The 18,778-nt window shown below is 67.2% G+C and carries 18 protein-coding genes and 1 tRNA gene; 15 read left to right on the top strand and 4 right to left on the bottom strand.

All coding sequences use genetic code 11. The features are described from left to right. Window positions 1–39: 39 nt before the first annotated feature. The 5 genes from AMS67_RS08905 to AMS67_RS08885 all read left to right on the top strand — a co-directional run bounded on the left by AMS67_RS08905 (window position 40) and on the right by AMS67_RS08885 (window position 4,491). Entirely contained in the window at window positions 40–732 is a 693-nt protein-coding gene (locus AMS67_RS08905) for an iron-dependent transcriptional repressor DtxR (protein WP_053387067.1), read from the top strand. A 114-nt stretch (window positions 733–846) separates the two neighbouring features. After that, window positions 847–2,199: an NADP-specific glutamate dehydrogenase gene (gdhA, locus tag AMS67_RS08900; protein WP_053387066.1), complete on the top strand. Its 1,353-nt coding sequence runs from the start codon at window positions 847–849 to the stop codon at window positions 2,197–2,199. A gap of 195 nt (window positions 2,200–2,394) precedes the next feature. Continuing rightward, a complete protein-coding gene (locus tag AMS67_RS08895) occupies window positions 2,395–3,156 on the top strand; it encodes an NlpC/P60 family protein (RefSeq protein ID WP_053352297.1) in 762 nt (253 codons plus the stop codon). A 131-nt stretch (window positions 3,157–3,287) separates the two neighbouring features. Beyond that, window positions 3,288–3,360, top strand: a tRNA-Arg gene (locus AMS67_RS08890). Window positions 3,361–3,501: 141 nt separating this feature from the next. Then, the gene (locus AMS67_RS08885) at window positions 3,502–4,491 is read left to right on the top strand and encodes an AraC family transcriptional regulator (RefSeq protein WP_053387065.1); all 990 of its coding nucleotides are present in this window, start codon (window positions 3,502–3,504) and stop codon (window positions 4,489–4,491) included. An 11-nt stretch (window positions 4,492–4,502) separates the two neighbouring features. Here AMS67_RS08885 and AMS67_RS08880 read toward each other — a convergent pair whose 3' ends face one another. Beyond that, window positions 4,503–5,069 (bottom strand): TetR/AcrR family transcriptional regulator, encoded by a 567-nt coding sequence (locus AMS67_RS08880; protein WP_053387064.1) that lies wholly within the window; start codon window positions 5,067–5,069, stop codon window positions 4,503–4,505. A gap of 101 nt (window positions 5,070–5,170) precedes the next feature. Here AMS67_RS08880 and AMS67_RS08875 point away from each other — a divergent pair, with 101 nt between their 5' ends. Beyond that, a complete protein-coding gene (locus AMS67_RS08875; RefSeq protein WP_053387063.1) occupies window positions 5,171–6,013 on the top strand; it encodes an alpha/beta fold hydrolase in 843 nt (280 codons plus the stop codon). Window positions 6,014–6,019: 6 nt separating this feature from the next. On the opposite strand, the gene AMS67_RS08870 is transcribed toward AMS67_RS08875, so the two are convergent. Further along, window positions 6,020–6,574 (bottom strand): hypothetical protein, encoded by a 555-nt coding sequence (locus tag AMS67_RS08870; RefSeq protein ID WP_053387062.1) that lies wholly within the window; start codon window positions 6,572–6,574, stop codon window positions 6,020–6,022. A gap of 40 nt (window positions 6,575–6,614) precedes the next feature. Between AMS67_RS08870 and AMS67_RS08865 the strand changes: the two genes are divergently transcribed. From AMS67_RS08865 to AMS67_RS08835, 7 genes are all read left to right on the top strand, one after another. Further along, complete coding sequence (locus AMS67_RS08865) at window positions 6,615–7,550, top strand: EamA family transporter (RefSeq protein WP_241488031.1); 936 nt, start codon at window positions 6,615–6,617, stop codon at window positions 7,548–7,550. 9 nt (window positions 7,551–7,559) lie between these two features. After that, entirely contained in the window at window positions 7,560–8,309 is a 750-nt protein-coding gene (locus AMS67_RS08860) for a CYTH domain-containing protein (protein WP_053387061.1), read from the top strand. Continuing rightward, window positions 8,306–8,542 (top strand): HPP family protein, encoded by a 237-nt coding sequence (locus AMS67_RS08855; protein ID WP_053387060.1) that lies wholly within the window; start codon window positions 8,306–8,308, stop codon window positions 8,540–8,542. Before AMS67_RS08860 ends, AMS67_RS08855 begins: the two co-directional genes overlap by 4 nt. Before the next feature lie 169 nt (window positions 8,543–8,711). Further along, the gene (locus AMS67_RS08850) at window positions 8,712–10,136 is read left to right on the top strand and encodes an NAD(P)/FAD-dependent oxidoreductase (protein ID WP_053387059.1); all 1,425 of its coding nucleotides are present in this window, start codon (window positions 8,712–8,714) and stop codon (window positions 10,134–10,136) included. Then, the gene (locus tag AMS67_RS08845; protein WP_053387058.1) at window positions 10,133–10,513 is read left to right on the top strand and encodes a cupin domain-containing protein; all 381 of its coding nucleotides are present in this window, start codon (window positions 10,133–10,135) and stop codon (window positions 10,511–10,513) included. The genes AMS67_RS08850 and AMS67_RS08845 overlap by 4 nt, the downstream gene beginning before the upstream one ends. Window positions 10,514–10,613: 100 nt before the next feature. Then, entirely contained in the window at window positions 10,614–11,954 is a 1,341-nt protein-coding gene (locus AMS67_RS08840) for a uracil-xanthine permease family protein (RefSeq protein ID WP_053352288.1), read from the top strand. Window positions 11,955–12,215: 261 nt separating this feature from the next. Next, on the top strand, window positions 12,216–15,938 hold the full coding sequence (locus tag AMS67_RS08835; RefSeq protein ID WP_053387146.1) for an AAA family ATPase: 3,723 nt from the start codon (window positions 12,216–12,218) through the stop codon (window positions 15,936–15,938). 244 nt (window positions 15,939–16,182) lie between these two features. Here the strand turns inward: AMS67_RS08835 and AMS67_RS08830 are convergent, their stop codons facing one another. Next, entirely contained in the window at window positions 16,183–16,455 is a 273-nt protein-coding gene (locus AMS67_RS08830) for an FmdB family zinc ribbon protein (RefSeq protein WP_053387057.1), read from the bottom strand. A 21-nt stretch (window positions 16,456–16,476) separates the two neighbouring features. Next, window positions 16,477–17,061, bottom strand: coding sequence for a 5-formyltetrahydrofolate cyclo-ligase (locus AMS67_RS08825; RefSeq protein WP_053387056.1), 585 nt, complete (start codon window positions 17,059–17,061; stop codon window positions 16,477–16,479). Between the two features lie 78 nt (window positions 17,062–17,139). Here AMS67_RS08825 and AMS67_RS08820 point away from each other — a divergent pair, with 78 nt between their 5' ends. Then, window positions 17,140–18,069: a UTP--glucose-1-phosphate uridylyltransferase gene (locus tag AMS67_RS08820; RefSeq protein WP_053387055.1), complete on the top strand. Its 930-nt coding sequence runs from the start codon at window positions 17,140–17,142 to the stop codon at window positions 18,067–18,069. A gap of 21 nt (window positions 18,070–18,090) precedes the next feature. Further along, window positions 18,091–18,684 (top strand): GNAT family N-acetyltransferase, encoded by a 594-nt coding sequence (locus AMS67_RS08815; protein WP_241488030.1) that lies wholly within the window; start codon window positions 18,091–18,093, stop codon window positions 18,682–18,684. The last annotated feature ends 94 nt before the right edge of the window (window positions 18,685–18,778 follow it).

Raw genomic sequence — 18,778 nt, 5'->3', positions numbered from 1 at the left:
GGATGCCCTAAGCTGGACGCCGGACCCGAAAGGACGGCGATGACGGACCTGATCGACACCACCGAGATGTACCTCCGCACCATTCTGGAGCTTGAGGAAGAAGGCATCGTTCCGCTGCGCGCGCGCATTTCGGAGCGCCTCGGCCACTCGGGTCCGACCGTGTCGCAGACCGTCGGCCGTATGGAACGCGACGGGCTCGTCGTCGTCACCGATGACCGCCGACTCGAGTTGACGGTTCCTGGCCGCAGCAAGGCGACGCACGTGATGCGCAAGCACCGGCTCGCGGAGCGGCTGCTTGCCGATGTCATCGGGCTCGAGTGGGCGTACGTCCACGAAGAGGCCTGCCGCTGGGAGCACGTGATGAGCGAGCAGGTCGAACGCAAGCTGCTCGGCATCCTCGGCAACCCGACGGAGTCGCCCTACGGCAACCCGATTCCGGGTCTCGAAGAGCTCGGCGCGGTGCGCGCCGGATCGTTCCAGACCGGAGTCACCGGGCTGAATGACGTGCTCATCGACCCCGACCAGCCCATCACTGCGCGCATCAAGCGGCTCGCCGAGCCCCTGCAGACCGACCCCGAGCTGCTGGAGCAGCTCGCGGGTGCCGGTGTGCTGCCCGGCAACAAAGCTTCCTTCACCCGTACTGCGGACGTCGTCCACATCGAGGTTGAAGGTTCGAGTGAGGCGATCGACCTGCCAACCGAGGTCGCCGCCCACATTTTCGTCTCGCTGTAGAGACCCCGTAGTTCCCCCCGCCGTCACGAAACGGCTCGTTTGGAGTGCGGTACCCATTCGGTGCGGCCTATGAGGGCTGCCCACAACGGAGTTGATAAACCGAGGAGTTCATTCGTGGCCGTACCCACCCCTGAAGCGCATCTGCAGGCAGTTGCCGAGACCGTCGAGTCGCGCAGCGCCGCAGAGCCGGAGTTTCTGCAAGCCGTGCACGAGGTGCTCGAGACCCTGAGCCCGGTGCTCGCCGAGCACCCCGAGTTCATCGAAGCCGGTGTGCTCGACCGGCTCGTGGAACCGGAGCGGCAGCTCATCTTCCGTGTGCCGTGGACCGACGATGCCGGCCGCGTGCGAGTGAACCGTGGGTATCGCGTGCAGTTCAACTCGGCATTGGGGCCCTATAAGGGTGGTCTGCGCTTCCACCCGACGGTCAACCTGTCGGTGGTCAAGTTCTTGGGCTTCGAGCAGATCTTCAAGAATGCGCTCACCTCGCAGCGCATCGGCGGCGGCAAGGGCGGCTCCGATTTCGACCCGAGCGGCAAGAGCGATGCCGAGGTGATGCGCTTCTGCCAGAGCTTCATGACCGAGCTGGTGCACCACATCGGCGAGCACACCGATATTCCTGCGGGTGATATCGGTGTCGGGGGTCGCGAAATCGGCTATCTCTTCGGGCAATACCGTCGGATCACCCAGCGCTACGAAGCCGGCGTGCTCACGGGCAAGGGGCTCGGTTGGGGCGGCGCTGAAGTGCGCACGGAGGCGACTGGCTACGGTGCCGTATTCTTCGCCGAAGAAATGCTGCTCCGTGCGGGCGAGGGCATCGAAGGCCGTCGCGCCGTGGTGTCGGGTTCGGGCAACGTTGCGACCTACGCCATCGAGAAAGTGCAGCAACTTGGCGGCACCGCGATCACGGCATCGGACTCGAGCGGCTACATCGTCGACGAGGCCGGTATCGACGTCGAACTCCTCAAGCAGGTCAAGGAGGTCGAGCGCGCACGCATTTCGGAGTACGCCGAGCGTCGCGCGAGCGCGCGCTTCGTCTCGGGCGGATCCGTGTGGGACGTCACGGGGGAGCTCGCCTTCCCGTGCGCCACGCAGAATGAGCTGGATGCCGATCACGCCCGCTCGCTCATCGCGGGTGGCCTGCGCGCGGTTGCCGAGGGTGCCAACATGCCCGCGACGCCCGAGGCCGTGGAACTCTTCCAACAGGCCGGGGTGCTGTTCGCTCCGGGTAAGGCGGCGAATGCAGGCGGTGTCGCGACGTCTGCGCTCGAGATGAGCCAGAACGCGGCGCGGTCGCGCTGGGATCGCGACACCAGCGAATCCCGTCTCCACGACATCATGCGCGATGTGCACGATTCGGCGTACGCGGCTTCCGAGCGGTACGGGCGCCCCGGCGACTACGTGCTCGGCGCGAACTCTGCCGCCTTCGTCAAGGTCGCTCAGGCCATGCTGGCTCAGGGCGTCATCTGATCGTTCGAGATCGCTCGGCGTCGAGCCATCGACGCCGAGCAGTGGGCCCGAACTTCCGCACGTTTCAGCGGAGGTTGAAGGTTTCGTGACCCGAGCGTGACATATTCGTGATGTTCGGTTACCCTTGAACAGTCGTGGCCCGAGGGCCCGCACCTGACGCAGACACCCGTAGGCAACAGTAAGGCAGATACCCACGTGACTCAGCACTCCAGCGCGGACGTCGTGCTTCCGAGCGAACTCGGTCAGCGCACCCCGTCGCGAGCGAAGCGGATCGCCCAGATGGCCGGCGCAGCAGCGCTCAGCCTCGGCATGGTCGGCACGTTCTCGATTCCTGCATACGCAGCTACCCCGACCGTCGAAGGCGCACCTGATGCAGATGTTTCGCTGCAGCAGTCGCTGACCGCCGCAGACGTCGACATCACCCTCGTGGACTCCACCGTGGGTTCGGTCGAGGGTGCCGAGTTCATCGCCGCCGATAAAGCCGCGGAAGAGCAGAAGAAGCAGGAAGCCGCTGCGAAGAAGGCTGCTGAAGCTCAGGCAGCCTCCGCTGCCAACGGTGGTACCGGAGCTGCGACTCCGGTGAACAACGGTTCGACCGGCACCGACGTTCCCGCAGGCGAAGGCGCCACCGGGCTGGTCGCTGCAGCACTTGCGCAGGTTGGCGTGAACCAGGATTGCACCGACCTCGTGCAGAACTCACTCGCAGCCATCGGCCTCACGACGCGTCGTGATCAGGGCGGCTACGACCACGGTGTGAGCGACTTCATGCGCTACGGCACCCAGGTCACCGATGGCAACTACGCACCCGGCGATATTCTGATCTGGCCGGGCGCCCCCCACACCGCGATCTACATTGGCAATGGCCAGGCCGTGCACGGCGGTTGGGGCGGCAACCAGACCGTCGTCAACACGTACGCGTCGCCGAGCGCGACTCCGATCGTCATCCGACTCGGCTAAAGCGTTCGATACAGCTCAGCGGGCGGGGTTTCGACTCCGCCCGCTGAGCTGTATCCGTGTCGCGTGCCGGGAAGCGAGTGCGAGCCGCCATTGCGTTAGACTCGCAGAGGCCGTTTCGCGGCTTGCATTGCGCCCCGGTAGCTCAGTGGATAGAGCACTTCTCTCCTAAAGAAGGTGTCGTAGGTTCGATTCCTATCCGGGGCACGCTCATTCCTCGCGTGTTGGGGCTCGCCAGTGCTGGGCACGCATCCGCGCGTCACGATTCCGGCTCCGTGGCGTGTTACAGACACGCGGAACTCTCCGCAGGCTGCGCCGAACGGCGCAACGAATTGTGATGGGAAGTGCATGGCCGACGACAAACGAGCAGTTTCAGCCGACCTGCAACCGCTCGGCATCACCCACGCCTCTGATCACGGCACACGTACCGTCTACGAACTGAGCGGACAAGAGGGCTTGGATCTCTTCGCCGTCGTCGCCAACGGGCGTGCGCTCGATCCGGCCCGTTTCGCCGGTCGTCTCGTCTCCGTTCCTCTCGAAGAGGTCGGCTTCGAAGAGCTCACGCTGTCGCCGTGCGTCATCGAGCGAACTCCGAGTCGTATCGCGACGCAGCCGAGCGATGTCGTGCGGTTGAACTATGTGCTCGAGGGGTACCTCGATCTCGAGACGCGCGACGGGTCGTTCCGGGCTCAGGCCGGTGAGCTCGTGGTGCTGCCCATGACCGAGCCGTTCCGTTTGACGCTCAGCGAACCGGCGAAGTTCTCCGTCATCATCGTGCCCGTGCCGCTGCTCAAGATGTCGCCGGGCGATGTCGATGTGACTCGGGCGCGCGTGCTCCCGTCATCGCCCCTGAGTGAATCGTTCATCGGTGTGCTGCGTGGTCTGTCTCAGGAAGCGCCCGACGATCACACCGTCGATGCCGAGCTGCTGTCGCATGCCCTGATCGACATCGCAATCGGGCTGGTGCGAACCCGTGGCCGCGGGGCGGAGGTGGACTCCGAAGACACGCTCATGCGTCGACGGGTCTATACGATCATCGAGCGCGAGTACGCGTCAGCCGATCTGCGCGTCGAGCAGATTGCGCAACGGCTTCGCGTGAGCGTGCGATACCTGCATCGCTTGTTCAGCTCGGAGAATCGCACGATTACGCAGGCCATTCGGGCCCGTCGTCTCGAAGCCCTGCGTGCCGAGCTGCTGCGTTCAGAGGAGACCTTCGAAGTCATCGCGAAGCAGGTCGGCTTCGGTTCGACCGATGCCGCCTATCGAGGCTTCCGAGAAACCACGGCACTGACGCCGTCGGAGTATCGTCGTAACGGTCGCGCGCACCACTGCGAGTAGGTCGGAACGCGTCAATCGGTGCCGAGCGCATGCGCGATGAGCACTTCGGCTGCGGCACGCGCTTGCCGTGCGGCTGCAGGGTCGCCGCTGATCGCCGCAGTGCTCTGCGCGCCCTCCGCGAGAATCGAGAGCTGCGCCGCGAGCATCGGGGTGCCACCGGCGTCGCCGACGAGTGAGGTCATATAGGTCTGGAATGACGCCTTGTGGTCGTGCACGGTCTGCGCGACCGAGGCGTCGGTGCCGCTCAACTCTCCGAACGCGTTGATGAACGCGCAGCCGTGGAAACTGGGGTCGCGGAACCAGCCATCGAGGTAGTCGAACACGGCGAGCAGGCGCGAACGTGCGTCGGGTGCGGCCCGCGACACCCGGTTCGAGAGCCCGCGCTCCCACTCCGCGTGCTTCCGGTCGAGCACTTCGGCGACGACAGCGTTCTTCGACGGAAACAGGGTGTAGAGCTTGCGCAGCGATACCCCGGCGGCGCTGCGCAGCTCGTCCATACCGACGGCCGCATAGCCCTTCGCGTAGTACAACCCCTCGGCTGCGCGCGCCACGCGCTCTCGGGCTTCAGTTTCGGACATGCGGCCAGTCTACTTGACACGAGAACGCACGTTCTCGTACAGTGAAACCCGAAGCGAGAACGATCGTTCTCATCTGACAACTGGCACGCGAGGAGCACACCATGGGCACTATCACCGTCGGCACCGAGAACTCCACTCCCATCGAGCTCTCCTACGAGGATCAGGGCTCGGGTCAGCCCGTCGTGCTGATTCACGGCTACCCCCTGAACGGGCACAGCTGGGAGCGCCAGACCCGTGAGCTTTTGGCCGCCGGCTTCCGAGTCATCACCTACGACCGGCGCGGGTTCGGTGCGTCGTCGAAGGTGCACTCGGGCTACGACTACGACACGTTCGCCGCCGACCTGAACACGGTGCTCGAGACGCTCGATCTCACGGACGTCGTGCTGGTCGGGTTCTCCATGGGAACCGGCGAGCTCGCGCGGTACGTCGGCACGTACGGCCACGAACGCATCGCCAAGCTCGCCTTCCTCGCCTCGCTCGAGCCGTTCCTGGTGCAGCGCGATGACAACCCCGAGGGGGTGCCGCAGGAGGTCTTCGATGGCATTTCGGAGGCGGCGCGCGGTGATCGTTACGCCTGGTACACGCAGTTCTTTTCAGACTTCTACAACCTCGACGAGAACCTGGGTACCCGCATCAGCCAGGAGGCCGTGACCGGCAGCTGGAACGTCGCGACCGCGAGCGCGCCCGTTGCCGCCTACGCGGTCGTGCCGACGTGGATCGAGGACTTCCGCTCGGACGTCGACGCGGTGCGCGAGAGTGGCAAGCCGACCCTGATCCTGCACGGTACTGCCGACAACATCCTGCCGATCGATGCCACCGCGCGCCGCTTCTCGAAGCTGGTGCCCGATGCGCAGTACGTCGAGGTCGAGGGGGCGCCCCACGGACTGCTCTGGACGCACGCAGACGAGGTCAACGCGGCGCTCGCGGCCTTCCTCGCTCAGTAGCCGGGGTCAGTTCGGAGCGAAGGGCGGGTCGATCAAGAGGTCGACTCGCTCGGTCAGAAACGCGCTGAGGGTCGGCGCCCCGGAGAGCGGGGCTCCGGCCCGCCACCGCACGCGCACCTCGCCGGAGTCGAACCCGACGGGCAGCTCGGAGGCGAGAGCGAGGATCGCCTCGGGTGACGCGGGGTCGAGCGGGATCGGCACGGCGTCGTAGTTCACCTCGGTGCCGGCCGCGTAGCCGCCGCGCAGCGCTGCCGCGGCGATCTCTCGCCGTTCCTCGCGCGAGACCGACTGGTAGCCCGGCCTGCCGCGCTCCGCGGCGCGGGTGGCGTGACCGAGTGCGAAAAGTGCGCCATTCGCGTCGAGCAGGAGCGCGCCGAGTCGCCAGACCGAGCCGACGGGGCGCATGGTCGGAGGCTTCATCCTCAGGAAGCCTCGACGCGACGGCACGTACTCCGCCAGCTCCTCCGGCGCGATTGCGGCGTTACGGAGTCGAGTGGCAGCGTTGCGAGCCGCCGATTCGGCGCGTTCCGCCGCTGCGTGTACCTCCGTCACTTCGACCACCGGGCCAGTGTAGCCCCGCTCACCCACTAAGCTCGGCCTGATGAGCAGTTCTTCGACGGCGCAGCGTTTCACGCGGGGCGCCATCATTCGCGCGATGTTCCTCGTGCTGATCGGGGCGACGGGCGTGCAGCTCTCCGCCGTGTTCGCGGTCGGCCTGTTCGAGCCGCTCGGGGTGCTTGGTACGAGCTCGATGCGTCTCGCGATCGCGGCGGTCTTCCTGCTGATCATCTTCCGCCCGAAACTGCGCGGTCGCACGCGTGCCGAATGGCTGGGCATCGTGTTGTATGGCGTCGCGATGGCGTCGATGAATGCGCTGCTCTACCTCGCCGTCGACCGGTTGCCGCTGGGCATCGCGACGACGCTCGACTTCCTCGGCCCGTGCGCGGTGGCGCTGCTCGCTTCGCGACGCCTGCGCGAGGGGCTGCTCGCGGTCGTGGCGCTGCTCGGAGTTGCGCTCATCGCCGGGTTCGGTGGGCCGCTCGATCCGCTCGGCATCGTGTTCGGATTGCTCGCGGGCACCGCTTTCGGCCTGTACACCCTGCTCGCCGCGCACGTCGGGCAGTCGGGTAGCGGGCTGCCGGGAGTCTCGTTGTCGGTCGCGGTCGCGGCGATCCTGACTCTCCCGTTCACCGTCCCCACGATTCCGCTGATCCAGACGCCGCACCTGCTGCCGCTCGTCGCCTCGGCGCTGCTCGGCACGGCACTGGCCTTCACCGTCGACACGCTCGCCGGCAAGCTCACCTCCGCGAGGGTGCTCGGCGTCTTCTTCGCATTCGACCCCGTCGTCGGCACGATCGTCGGCGCGATCTTCCTGCACCAGCTGCTCACTCCCATCGCGGTCAGCGGCATCGTGCTGGTCGTCGCGGCGGGTGCCGGGATCGTGTGGCTCGCGGGCGCGGATGCCGAACGCCGTCGCCTGGAACACGAGCGAGCCGAGGGGAGCGCGGGGGAGCCGCCGCCCAGCGTCGGGTCATAGACTGGCGGCGTGAGTCACGAAGCCGGTCAAGAGTCGCTCGAGGTCGAGCGCAAGTACGAGGTTGCCGCCGATCTGCCGCTGCCCGCAGCGGAGTCCTTCGCCGCAGCAGGGCTGACGGCTGCCGCGCCCGTGACCTACGCACTCGCGGCGATCTACTTCGATTCTCCGGAGCGCGATCTCGCGCGCCGGGGCATGGCGATGCGCGTGCGGCACGGCGGCAAGGATGCCGGCTGGCACATCAAGCAGCGCGGTTCCGACGGAGTGCGCGAGCTTTTCTGGCCGCCGAGCGATGAGATGCCGGCCGGGGTGCGCGAGGAGCTTGTGGTGCGCATCGGCGAGGCGGCAGCTTCGGTGGTTCCGGTAGCCGAGCTCAACACGGAGCGCACCGTCGTGGTGCTCTCCGACGAGTCGGGGTCCGAGATCGTCGAACTGGCTGACGATCGCGTCGAAGCGCTCGATCGCGTCGCCGATGTCGCACGGGTGTGGCGCGAGTGGGAGGCGGAGGTGCTTCCGGGCGCCGACGCTGCTGTGCTCGACACGGTCGAGCCGGTGCTGCTCACCGCGGGAGCGCGGGTCTCGCTCAGCCTCGCAAAGATCGCGCGTGCGACCGGAGCGCTGATCTCGATGGCTCGCGCGCAAGGTGCCGAAGCGTCGCAGATCGTCGCACTCGAAGATCTCGACCGCGCCGACCGTGCCGCAGCGCGCGCGGCGGGTCTTATCCCATCGTCCTCAGACAACGAAGAAGGAGCATCCCGTTGAGCCCGACCCCTCCGCCCCGCACGCCTCGAGGCACGGGCAAGCGCTCGCCGGGCGACTCCGAGCCGCCTTCGCCGCGAGCGCGCCGCAAGCAAATCATCGTCGGCCTCGTCATCGGGGCGATCATAGGTGTGGTGCTGGGTGCGCTGACGCAGTTCTGGCTGTGGCTGCCCGCCGGTCTGGCCATGGGGCTCGCGACCGGCGCGATCATGAAACCGCCCGCCGACGAGCGCTAGAGGCATCCGGCAGCGGTGCTGAATCCGCATGCAAACTGGGTCTGAAGTGGTGGATTCCGCGCACTTTGCCTGAAAATTGCGTGTTTTCGTGTCGTTTGATCGACTGGATCCATGTACAGAATCCGAGCGATGTGCAAGGATCGAATCGGACATCGACGACGAGGACGACATGCACCCCACTATTTTCGAAACCCATCGGCCCGACGAGCACGTGATCGATGCGTCGCTCGCCGACACGCGTTTCTCCTGCTTCTGGACTGACGATGTCGAACACCAGGCACCGCATCACCCCGAGCTCAGCGGGGACCAGCGAGTCGACGACGCGGTCGTCGGTGGAGGGTTCGCCGGGTTGTGGACGGCGATCAAGCTGAAGACCGAGCACCCGGAGCGCCGTGTGGTGCTCATCGAAGCCGTGCGCGTGGGCTGGGCGGCGTCGGGTCGCAACGGCGGATTCTGCGAGGCGAGCATTACGCACGGCGAACCGAACGCCGAGTCGCGCTGGCCCGACGAGACCGGCACGCTGCGCCGTCTCGGGTACGAGAACCTTGACGCGATCGAAGCATTCATCAGCGAGCACGGGCTCGACGTCGATTTCGAGCGCAATGGCGCCCTCTCCGTGGCGAACGAGGCCTATCAGGTCGACTGGTTGGGCGAGAGCGAAGACGAGCACGTCGTCACGCTCGATCGTGACGCGGTGCAGGCGCGCATTGCCTCCCCGACCTTCCTCGGCGGCGAGTTCTCGCCGTCCGAGAACGCGAATGTGCACCCGGCGAAGCTCGCGCTCGAGCTCGCCCGGCACGCCGCGGAGATCGGCATCGAGATTTACGAGGGCTCGCCGGTGAAGAATCTCGAGGGCTCGGCCGAGTCTCCGATTCGCCTCACCGTGGCGAACGGTAGTACGGTGGCCGCTGAGCGCGTCGCGCTCTGCACCAACGTCTTCCCGTCGCTGCTCAAGCGGTACCGGTTTCACACCATCCCGGTGTACGACTACGTGCTGATGACCGAACCGCTGACCGATGAGCAGCTGGCGTCGATCGGGTGGGAAGGGCGCGAGGGGCTGTCCGACCTCGCGAATCAGTTCCACTACTCCCGGCTGACCGCCGACAACCGCATTCTCTGGGGCGGCTACGATGCCGTGTACCACGCAGGTGGGCGCATCAAGCGCGAGTACGAGGATCGGATGGAGAGCCACCGCAAGCTGGCGAGCCACTTCTTTACGACGTTCCCGCAGCTCGAAGGGGTGAAGTTCTCGCACCGTTGGGCGGGAGTCATCGACTCGAGCACCCGGTTCTGCGCGTTCTTCGGGCAGGCCCACGGCGGCCGGGTGCAGTACGTGTCGGGATTCACCGGCCTCGGGGTGGGGGCGACGCACTTCGCGGCCGATGTGATGGTCGACCGGTTCGAGGGCCGCACCACGGAGCGCACGCAGCTGCAGATGGTGCATCAGATGCCGCTGCCGTTCCCACCCGAGCCCGCCGCGTCGATCGGGGTGAACATGTTCCGCTGGTCGTTTGATCGTGCGGATCACAACGGGGGCAAGCGCAACTTCTTCTTGAAGGCCATGGACGCCGTCGGATTCGGGTTCGACTCGTGAGCGCTCTGCTGCCCGACGGCCGCAATGCCGCGGTGCCGGGGACGCGGGTCGAGGTGGAACTCGAAGCGGTCGACCCGACGGACGTGGTGTCGGGCGCTCCCGTGCAGGGCATCGCCGAGCTCGGCACCGTCGGCGGTGCAGAACTGGGCATCTGGGAGCTGCGCGACGGCACCGTCACCGATACTGAAGTCGACGAGATCTTCATCGTGCTGAGCGGCGGTGCACACATCGAGTTGCTTGAGGTGCCGGGTGCGCCCGATGAAGTCGGAAGCGTCGTCGAGGTTGCCGCCGGTGACGTGATGCGCTTGGTCGCGGGCACCCGCACACGCTGGACGGTGCCGGATCACATTCGCAAGGTGTACGTCGCGGGGGAGTGATTCCTGAGCGTCAGCTGAGCGCTAAGATGTGAGATTGGCTGTGCGCTCGAAGGGGTGGCCGTACGGCTCCTTGCGATCCGGCACCCCGAAGGAGCCCGCGATGGCATTGACCTGGAAGCAGCACGGAGACGGGACGCACGTCGCGCCCGACGCGATCGTGCTCCCCGAGGAGCGGCTCAGCTGGCTCCGCACGATCGGATTCGGCGCCCAGCACGTGGTGGCCATGTTCGGTGCGACATTCCTCGTGCCGCTGCTCACCGGCTTCAGCCCGACCGCGACGCTGTTCTTCTCCGGTCTCGGCACGCTGCTCTTCCTGCTGATCACTGGCAACCGCCTGCCGAGCTACCTTGGCTCCTCGTTCGCCTTCATCGCCCCGATCATGGCGGCGACGGCGGGCGGCGATCCCGAGAACCCCGATCTCGGCCGTGCCTCGTTCGGCATCCTGGCGATCGGCGTGCTCATGGCGATCGTCGGCCTCATCGTCAACCGCTTCGGCACGGGGTGGATCAACGCCCTCATGCCGCCGGTCGTGATGGGCGCCATCGTCGCGCTGATCGGCTTCAACCTCGCGCCCGCGGTCAAGAACAACTGGAATGCGACGGAGCTCTCGGGCTGGGTCGCGCTCATCACCATCACTGCGGTACTGCTCATCACGGTGCTGTTCCGCGGGCTCGTCGGCCGCCTGTCGATCGTGCTCGGCATGGTCGTCGGCTACATCGCTGCGGCACTCATGGGCGAGGTCGACTTCTCGAAGGTGGGCGACGCCGCCTGGATCGGCTTGCCGTCGTTCCACGCCGTCGGCAACCCCTTCGCTGACCCGACGCTGTGGGGGCTGCTGCCCGCGTTCCTGCCGGTCGTGCTCGTGCTCATCGCCGAGAACGTCGGCCACGTGAAGAGCGTCGGGCTCATGGTGAACCGCGACCTCGACCCCGTGACGGGGCGGGCGCTGCTCGCCGACGGTGTTTCGACGATGCTGGCCGGCTTCGGCGGCGGATCGGGCACGACGACGTACGGCGAGAACATCGGCGTCATGGCCGCGACGCGCGTCTACTCGACGGCGGCGTACTGGGTGGCCGGCATCTTCGCCGTGCTGCTCAGCTTCTCCCCGAAGGTCGGCGAGATCATCTTCTCGGTGCCCGCGGGTGTGCTCGCCGGCGTCACGGTTGCGCTGTACGGTCTCATCGGCCTCATCGGTGTGAAGATCTGGATCGACAACAAGGTCGACTTCTCCAAGCCGATCAACCAGTTCTCTGCGGCAGTGCCGCTGATCGTGGGCATCGCGGACTTCGGTCTGCAGATCGGGTCGGTCGTCTTCAACGGCATCGCGCTCGGCACGATCGCCGCGGTGCTCGTGTACCACGTGATGCGCGGGCTCGCGAAGCTGCGCGGCGGCGAGGTGCAGGTCGTCGATCCGGTGGTGACCGGCAACACTCGCGACTGACTGTCGCCGCCTCGGTCAATGCGGGGCTGAGCATTCGCACCGAAGGCACGCGGCGCGCCGCGAAACTCCGGGGAATCAGCGCCGATTCCCCGGAGTTCGGCCTAGGGTGGCGGTGTGTGGAGTGTAGAGCGGTTACGGCGACCTGAAAAGGGACGCGGCGCGGGAAGCGCCGAGTCCACGGCAGCGCGCGCGAACGGCGCCGATGACGCGTCGACCGACGCAGCACGCAACAGTACGTCGCCCGACGCCGGCACTGCCGCGATGCAGCCGCGCAGCGAAGGCGCTCTGGCCACGGCCCCGAAGGCTCAGCCTCAGCCCTCAGACGCTCTCGCATCGCAGTCCGTCGGCCCGGTGTCGCTCGTTGATTCGTATGCCGACGAGCACGCCGAATGGCGACGCGAGCTCGCGAGTATCGGCGGGCGCAACCCGCTGCTGCACTTCGAAGACGAGACGGCGAACCGCATCGAGCTGTCGACGACGCACCCCGGTGGGCTGCCGCAGTTCATCACGGGCAACAAGATTCTGCTTTCCGCGTTGATCCGCGATGACCTGGCGCTGCGCCACGCTCGCGCCGCCGCGGGCCGCGTGACCGATAAGGCGATCGAGATGCGCACCGTGCGCGGTCTCGAGACCACGAACCTCGGCGTCGGCATCGCGAAGTGGAACTTCGAGGGCGAAGACTTCTGCGCCCCGATTCTGCTGCGCCCCCTCGCTATTCGTCGATACGGTCGCGACTTCGAGCTCAAGCTCAAGCAGTTCCCCGTCGTGAACTCCGAGCTGATCCGCGTCATGCGCGAGCAGTTCGGCATCAACGTCGACGCACGCGCCCTGATCGAGCTGTCGCAGTCGGAAGGCGTCTTCAAGCCGCAGCCCGTCATCGATCGGCTGCGCCAGATGGCGTCGGGCGTGCCGGGATTCGTCGTGCAACCGCGGCTCGTCGTCTCGTCGTTCCACAACGTCGGTCAGTCTATGGCGGCCGACGCCAAAGACCTCACCTCACCCGTGCTCGCTGCCGTCTGCGGCAATGAGCCGGCGAAGCGTCAGCTCGATGCGGCGTATCGCCCCGTGTCGGCGACGCCGCCAGACGACCGCTCGCCCGACACCGACCGCGCGCTCTACGACGCCGACGCTGAGCAAGACGATGTGCTTGCGCAGATCGACGCCGGGCACTCCCTGGTCGTGCACACGCTCCCCGGTACCGGCGGTACCCAGACCGTCGTGAACGCACTCGGCAACCTGGTGCGCGCCGGCAAGCGCGTGCTGGTCGTCTCACCGCGCCGCGCCACACTCGACGGCATCACCCATCGGCTTGCGCGTGTCGGTCTCGCCGGCCTCTCGGTGAGCCCGCGGCGCCTGCGTCGCAACCTCGTCGAATCGATCAGCCGCAACGAGAATGCGCGCGGTGAGCAGTTGCGTGATGTCGATGAGGCGCTGACGCGTCTGCGCGGCGTGCTGCTCGACTACCAGAGCGCGCTTGCAGAACCCGACCAGCGTTTCGGCGTCTCGCCCCTCGAGGCGCTCCGCACGCTCACGACGCTCTCGCTCGACGAGCATCCGCCGACCACGACGGTGCGCCTTGACGATCAGGCACTCGGCCAGTTGACCCTCGACCGCTCGGCCGTGGCCGAGTCGCTGACCGAGGTCGCGCGTCTCGGGCAGTTCCAGTACGGTCCCGAGGACTCGCCGTGGTACGGCGTCAGTTTCGCGACCACAGAAGAGGCGCGCACCGCCTACGGCACCGCGGTCGACCTCGCCGAGTCGCAGTTGCCACGCCTGATCTCGATGTCGAACGAGCTCGTGGGTCAGACGTCAATGCGCCCCTACGAGACAATCGCCGAGCTCGGCATCTACCTGCGACTGCTCATGGGCATTCAGGAGACGCTCGACCGGTTCACCCCTGCCGTGTACGACCGTTCGCTGACCGAGGTCATCGCCGCGCACGCCCCCCGAGGCGACGAGATGTCGACGGCGAACAAGCGACGCCTGCGCAAGCTCGCTCGCGAGTACGTGCGCCCGGGTGTGCACATCTCAGACATGTACTCGCGACTGGTGCAGATTCAGCAGCAGCGCGTGCTGTGGCAGCGGTACACCACCGTGGTCGGTGCTCGCCCCGAGGTGCCGCTCGGCATCTCCGACGTCGTCGTGGCATACCAGTCGGCGTACCAAGATCTTGACGGGCTCGACCGCGTGCTCGGCATCACCACTGACGCGAGTCGCTTGAAGAATCAGTCGCTCGCGCAGCTCGCCAGCCGTGTTTCAGATCTCGCCCGCGAATCCGAGGTGCTCCAGAACATTCAGGAGCGCACGACGATCGTCGAGCAGATGCGCGCCGCGCACCTCGAACCACTGCTCGATGATCTGTCTGCCCGTCACGTGCCGGCAGAGGACGTCGCCGCTGAGCTTGAGCTCGCCTGGTGGCAGTCGGTGCTCGAGCGCATGCTGCAGTCGAACCAGGCGCTGCTGAGCGCGAATACGAGCGTGGTCGATCGACTCGAAGCCGACTTCCGGCTCGTCGACGACGCGCACTCGGGCGCGAACGGCACGCTGCTGGCCTCTTCGCTCGCCGATGCCTGGCGCGTCGCGGTGCTCGACCACAAGCAAGAAGCGCTTGCGATGCGTGAGGCATTGCGCAGCGGTTACGTGTCGCCGATCTCGCTCGCGCAGCGCGCACCGCATCTGCTCGGCGTGCTTGCGCCGGTGTGGACGATGTCGCCCTACGAGGTCGCGATGCTGCCCGACTCGATGCGCTTCGACGTCGCCTTGGTGGTCGACGCGGGGGCGACGACGCTTGCCGAGAACCTCGGGGCGATTCGTCGGGCCGACCAGGTGGTCGCGTTCGGCGACACGATGACGCAGACGCCGTCGCACTTCGAGATCTCGGTCGGTGCCGATGCTGGGGCGGATCGCGGGGCCGACGATGCCGATGCGCTGCATCAGCGGTCGGCGTTCGCCCAGTTGGGTGCGGTGCTGCCGACGCTGACGCTGACCCGCAGCTACCGAGCCGGCGGTGAGGACCTGACGAATCTCGTCAACACCCGCTTCTACGACGGTGCGATTCACTCGCTGCCGTGGGCCGGGAGCTTCTTGGGTCACTCGAGCCTGACGTACGAGTTTGTGCGCGGTGGCCAGGGGCTGCCGGATCAGCAGACCGGTGCGGTCGAAAGCACCGATGCCGAGGTCGAGCGCGTCGTGCAGCTCGTGCTCGAGCACGCGAGTGACCGATCTTCGGAGTCGTTGATGGTGATCACCGCGAGTGAGCGCCATGCGGTTCGGGTGTATCAGTCCGTGCTGCAGGCCTTCTCGAAGTTCCCGCAGTACCGCGACTTCCTGCTGGGTGAACGGGCGGAGCCCTTCGCGGTGCTCACGCTCGAACAGGCGACCGCTCAGAGCCGTGATCGCGTGATCTTCTCGATCGGGTTCGGGCGCACACCGCACGGACGCGTGCTGTCGAACTTTGGCGGGCTTGGTCGCCCGGGCGGCGAACGATTGCTCGCCGTTGCGATGACGCGTGCGCGCCGCGCGATGACGATCGTCAGCTGCTTCAAGCCTGAAGATCTCGATCGCAACCGTCTGAAGCATGGAGTCGTCGAGCTCGCTGAGCTGCTCGGATTCGAGCACCCCGAGCCCGAGGCGCCGGCGCTTCCGGCGGAGCGCGATCCGATGCTCGGCGAACTGGCGGATCGCCTGACCGCACTGGGCTTGACGGTCGCCATGGATTACCGCGGGGCGATCCCGCTCGTCGCCTCACTCGGTGATCGCGCGATTGCGATCGATCTCGACCTTGGCGCTGCAGGCGAGTACCGCGGCGACAGCCTGCGCGACACGTTGCGCTTGCGGCCCGCGGTGCTGCGACGCCTCGGATGGCACTACCACCGTGTGCAAAGCTTCGACCTGTTCGCCGACCCCGATGAGGTCGCGCTGCGGATCGCGCGCATCGTCGGCTACGACGCGGGGGAGAGCGCGACCGCGTCGGAGGCCGGGTGACCCCGGAACCCGACGCCACACCGCGTCGCGCTTCGCGCCGAGCGTCGCGCCCGGCTCCTGACGGTGTCGACCCGCGCCCCTCAGAGCATCCCCTCGACGCTCGCGCGGCGGAAGACCGCCCCGAGGGCTGGGGCGAGGGCGGTGCGCAGAAGCCGGGTGCGCCGAGCTCGCGTGATGCGGCGTTGGCTCGGGACCGCCCGCCGCACTGGGGGTAACGCGCGTCGGCAGCGGCCGACGGTCGGGGCTACGAGCCTGAGCCGGGGGACGTCGAGGTGCTCGAAGACGATGAGCCCGACGACCCCGAGGCTGATCCGGAACCGGAACCGGAGCCCTGCGAACCGGCGCGCGAATCGGTGCGGTAGAAGCCCGACCCGTTGAACGTCACCCCGAGCGATCCGAAGACCTTGCGCAGTGTTCCACCGCACTCCGGGCAGACGGTCAGCGCATCATCGGAGAACGACTGATAAATGTCGAAGGCGTGGCCGCACTCGGAGCAGCGGTAAGCGTACGTAGGCACAAGTAGGTATTCTACTCGCCATTACTCCGTGCTGAAGCGTCGCAGGGACGTCGCCGTCACCACCCCGTCGACCGGGATGTCGTGGGCCTCGCGGGGGAGCCAGGGGTACAGGTCGTCGTCGTCGACGACCGCGAAGATCGGGGGTCGTGGAGTGATCGCCTCGAGCGCGCGGTCGTAGTAACCCAAGCCCCACCCGAGCCGCGTGCCCCGATCATCGACGGCGCACGCCGGAATGAGCATGAGATCGACCTCGGCGGCCGCGGCCGCTTCGAGTCGGGGTCCGTCGGGCTCGGGGATCCCGTGCAACCCGTTCACGCGATCGCCGGTGTCGACGGCCCACGCCAGCCGGTGGCCGGGGAGCGAGACCGGCAGCAGCACGCGCACCTCAGACGCCCGTGCCCACGCAAGGAACCCCTCGGTGTCGGGCTCGCTGCCCAGTGGCGCATACGCGGTCACCGAGCGTGCGCCGGTCTCCGCGATGAGCGCGGTGAGCTGCCGGGTGAGGCCGTCGCGGCGGCGGCTGCGCTCAAGCGGAGTGAGTGCATTGCGCCGCGCACGCACCTCCGATCGGACCTCGATCTTGGCTACACGCGTGTCGCTCGACATAGCACTCAGCATAGGTGCCGGGCGGCCGGTGATATCCGCGGCTTTGAGTGCACAGGAGGTACGGATAGGCTGGCGGTCATGACTGATACGCGCGCGACGCAGCAGAGCACGGTGACGAAGGCCGTTGTTCCGGCCGCCGGCCTCGGCACCCGCTTCCTTCCGGCCACGAAGGCGATGCCGAAAGAGATGCTCCCGATCGTCGACAAGCCGGCGATTCAGTACGTCGTCGAAGAGGCCGCCGCCGCGGGCCTCGGCGATGTGCTCATCATCACCGGCCGCAACAAAGACAACCTGCTGAATCACTTCGACAGCGTTCCCGAGCTCGAGTACACGCTCGAGCGCAAGGGCGATGAGGGCAAGCTCGGCAAGGTGCACGAGTCGAGTGAGGTCGCCGAGGTGCACTTCTTGCGCCAGGGGCAGCCGCTGGGGCTCGGTCACGCGGTGGGTCGCGCGCGCAGCCACGTCGGCAACGAATCGTTCGCCGTGCTGCTCGGCGACGACCTCATCGACCCCCGAGACCCGCTGCTTGATCGCATGATCGCCGAGCACGATGCGCGCGGTGCGACGGTCATCGCGCTCATGGAGGTGCCACCGGAGTCCGTGCACCTGTACGGCTGTGCAGCGGTCGAACCCACCGATGACCCCGACGTGGTGCGCATCACCGGCCTCATCGAGAAGCCTGCGCGCGAAGAGGCGCCCTCGAACCTCGCCGTGATCGGTCGCTACGTGCTGCGTCCCGAGATCTTTGACATCATCGATGAGCTGCCGCCGGGGCGCGGCGGCGAGATCCAGCTGACCGACGGGCTCAATTACCTGGCCGAGGGCAAGGGCGAGGGCCCGGTGTACGGCGTCGTCTTCCGCGGCCGACGCTACGACACGGGCGACCGCGCCGACTGGATCAAGGCGAACGTGCTGCTCGGCGTCGACCACGCGGAGCTCGGGTCGGAGATCACCGACTGGGTCATCGAGTTCGCGGACCGCCTCCGCGGGCAGCGCTCGGAGAGCTGACCGCACGTGCCGCTCGGGCGGGTGATCGAAGATCCGGGATTCCTGTTCGCAGGCAAGGTCGGTGTACGCATCATCCGGTGGGGTGATGCCGAACCGCTGCGTCGCCTGCTCACCGACAATCGCGAGTGGCTGCAGCGCTGGGAGGCCACGCACCCCTCGGGGCGCAGCGTCGTTCCGGGTTCGGTGTCGATGCGCCCGACCGTGCGCGTGCTGCGCAAGCAGTTGCGCAGCGGCAGCGGCATGCCGTTCGTCATCACCTATGATGGCGAGGTCGTCGGGCAGCTGAGCGTCTCGGAGATCAGCGGTGGGGCGCTGCAGTCGTCGCAGATCGGGTACTGGGTGTCGCAGCACGTGGCCGGTCGCGGTATCGCGACGACGGCGGTCGCACTCGTGATCGATCACCTCTTCACCGAGTTGCAACTGCACCGCGTCGAGATCTGCATTCGGCCGGAGAACGGCCCATCGCTGCGCGTGGTCGAGAAGCTCGGCCTGCGGCACGAGGGCCGTCGCCCCGCGTACATTCACATCGACGGCGCTTGGCGGGATCACGAGAGTTTTGTCGCGCTGCGAGAAGCAGCCGGAGCGGGGTACGTGGCTCGGTTGGGCGCCGCCTGACGTTCGCGCGTCAGTGCTCGGGCGCTCTGCACCCCACTCCCTGATCGGAACCCGATTTCGACCGCAATCGCGGCGCGGCGAGGAGATCGCCTGC

This window comes from Leucobacter japonicus (assembly GCF_001273855.1).
Taxonomy (GTDB): domain Bacteria; phylum Actinomycetota; class Actinomycetes; order Actinomycetales; family Microbacteriaceae; genus Leucobacter; species Leucobacter japonicus.
The sequence above is the reverse complement of the archived record's forward strand: the minus strand, read 5'-3'. Positions and strand labels throughout refer to the sequence as shown.

Excerpts from the sequence above, each read along its gene's own strand:
- AMS67_RS08905 (WP_053387067.1), top strand. The coding sequence starts at position 40 with ATGACGGACCTGATCGACACCACCGAGATGTACCTCCGCACCATTCTG.
- AMS67_RS08885 (WP_053387065.1), top strand. The coding sequence starts at position 3,502 with ATGGCCGACGACAAACGAGCAGTTTCAGCCGACCTGCAACCGCTCGGC.
- AMS67_RS08880 (WP_053387064.1), bottom strand. The coding sequence starts at position 5,069 with ATGTCCGAAACTGAAGCCCGAGAGCGCGTGGCGCGCGCAGCCGAGGGG.
- AMS67_RS08875 (WP_053387063.1), top strand. The coding sequence starts at position 5,171 with ATGGGCACTATCACCGTCGGCACCGAGAACTCCACTCCCATCGAGCTC.
- AMS67_RS08865 (WP_241488031.1), top strand. The coding sequence starts at position 6,615 with ATGAGCAGTTCTTCGACGGCGCAGCGTTTCACGCGGGGCGCCATCATT.
- AMS67_RS08850 (WP_053387059.1), top strand. The coding sequence starts at position 8,712 with ATGCACCCCACTATTTTCGAAACCCATCGGCCCGACGAGCACGTGATC.
- AMS67_RS08840 (WP_053352288.1), top strand. The coding sequence starts at position 10,614 with ATGGCATTGACCTGGAAGCAGCACGGAGACGGGACGCACGTCGCGCCC.
- AMS67_RS08835 (WP_053387146.1), top strand. The coding sequence starts at position 12,216 with ATGCAGCCGCGCAGCGAAGGCGCTCTGGCCACGGCCCCGAAGGCTCAG.
- AMS67_RS08825 (WP_053387056.1), bottom strand. The coding sequence starts at position 17,061 with ATGTCGAGCGACACGCGTGTAGCCAAGATCGAGGTCCGATCGGAGGTG.
- AMS67_RS08820 (WP_053387055.1), top strand. The coding sequence starts at position 17,140 with ATGACTGATACGCGCGCGACGCAGCAGAGCACGGTGACGAAGGCCGTT.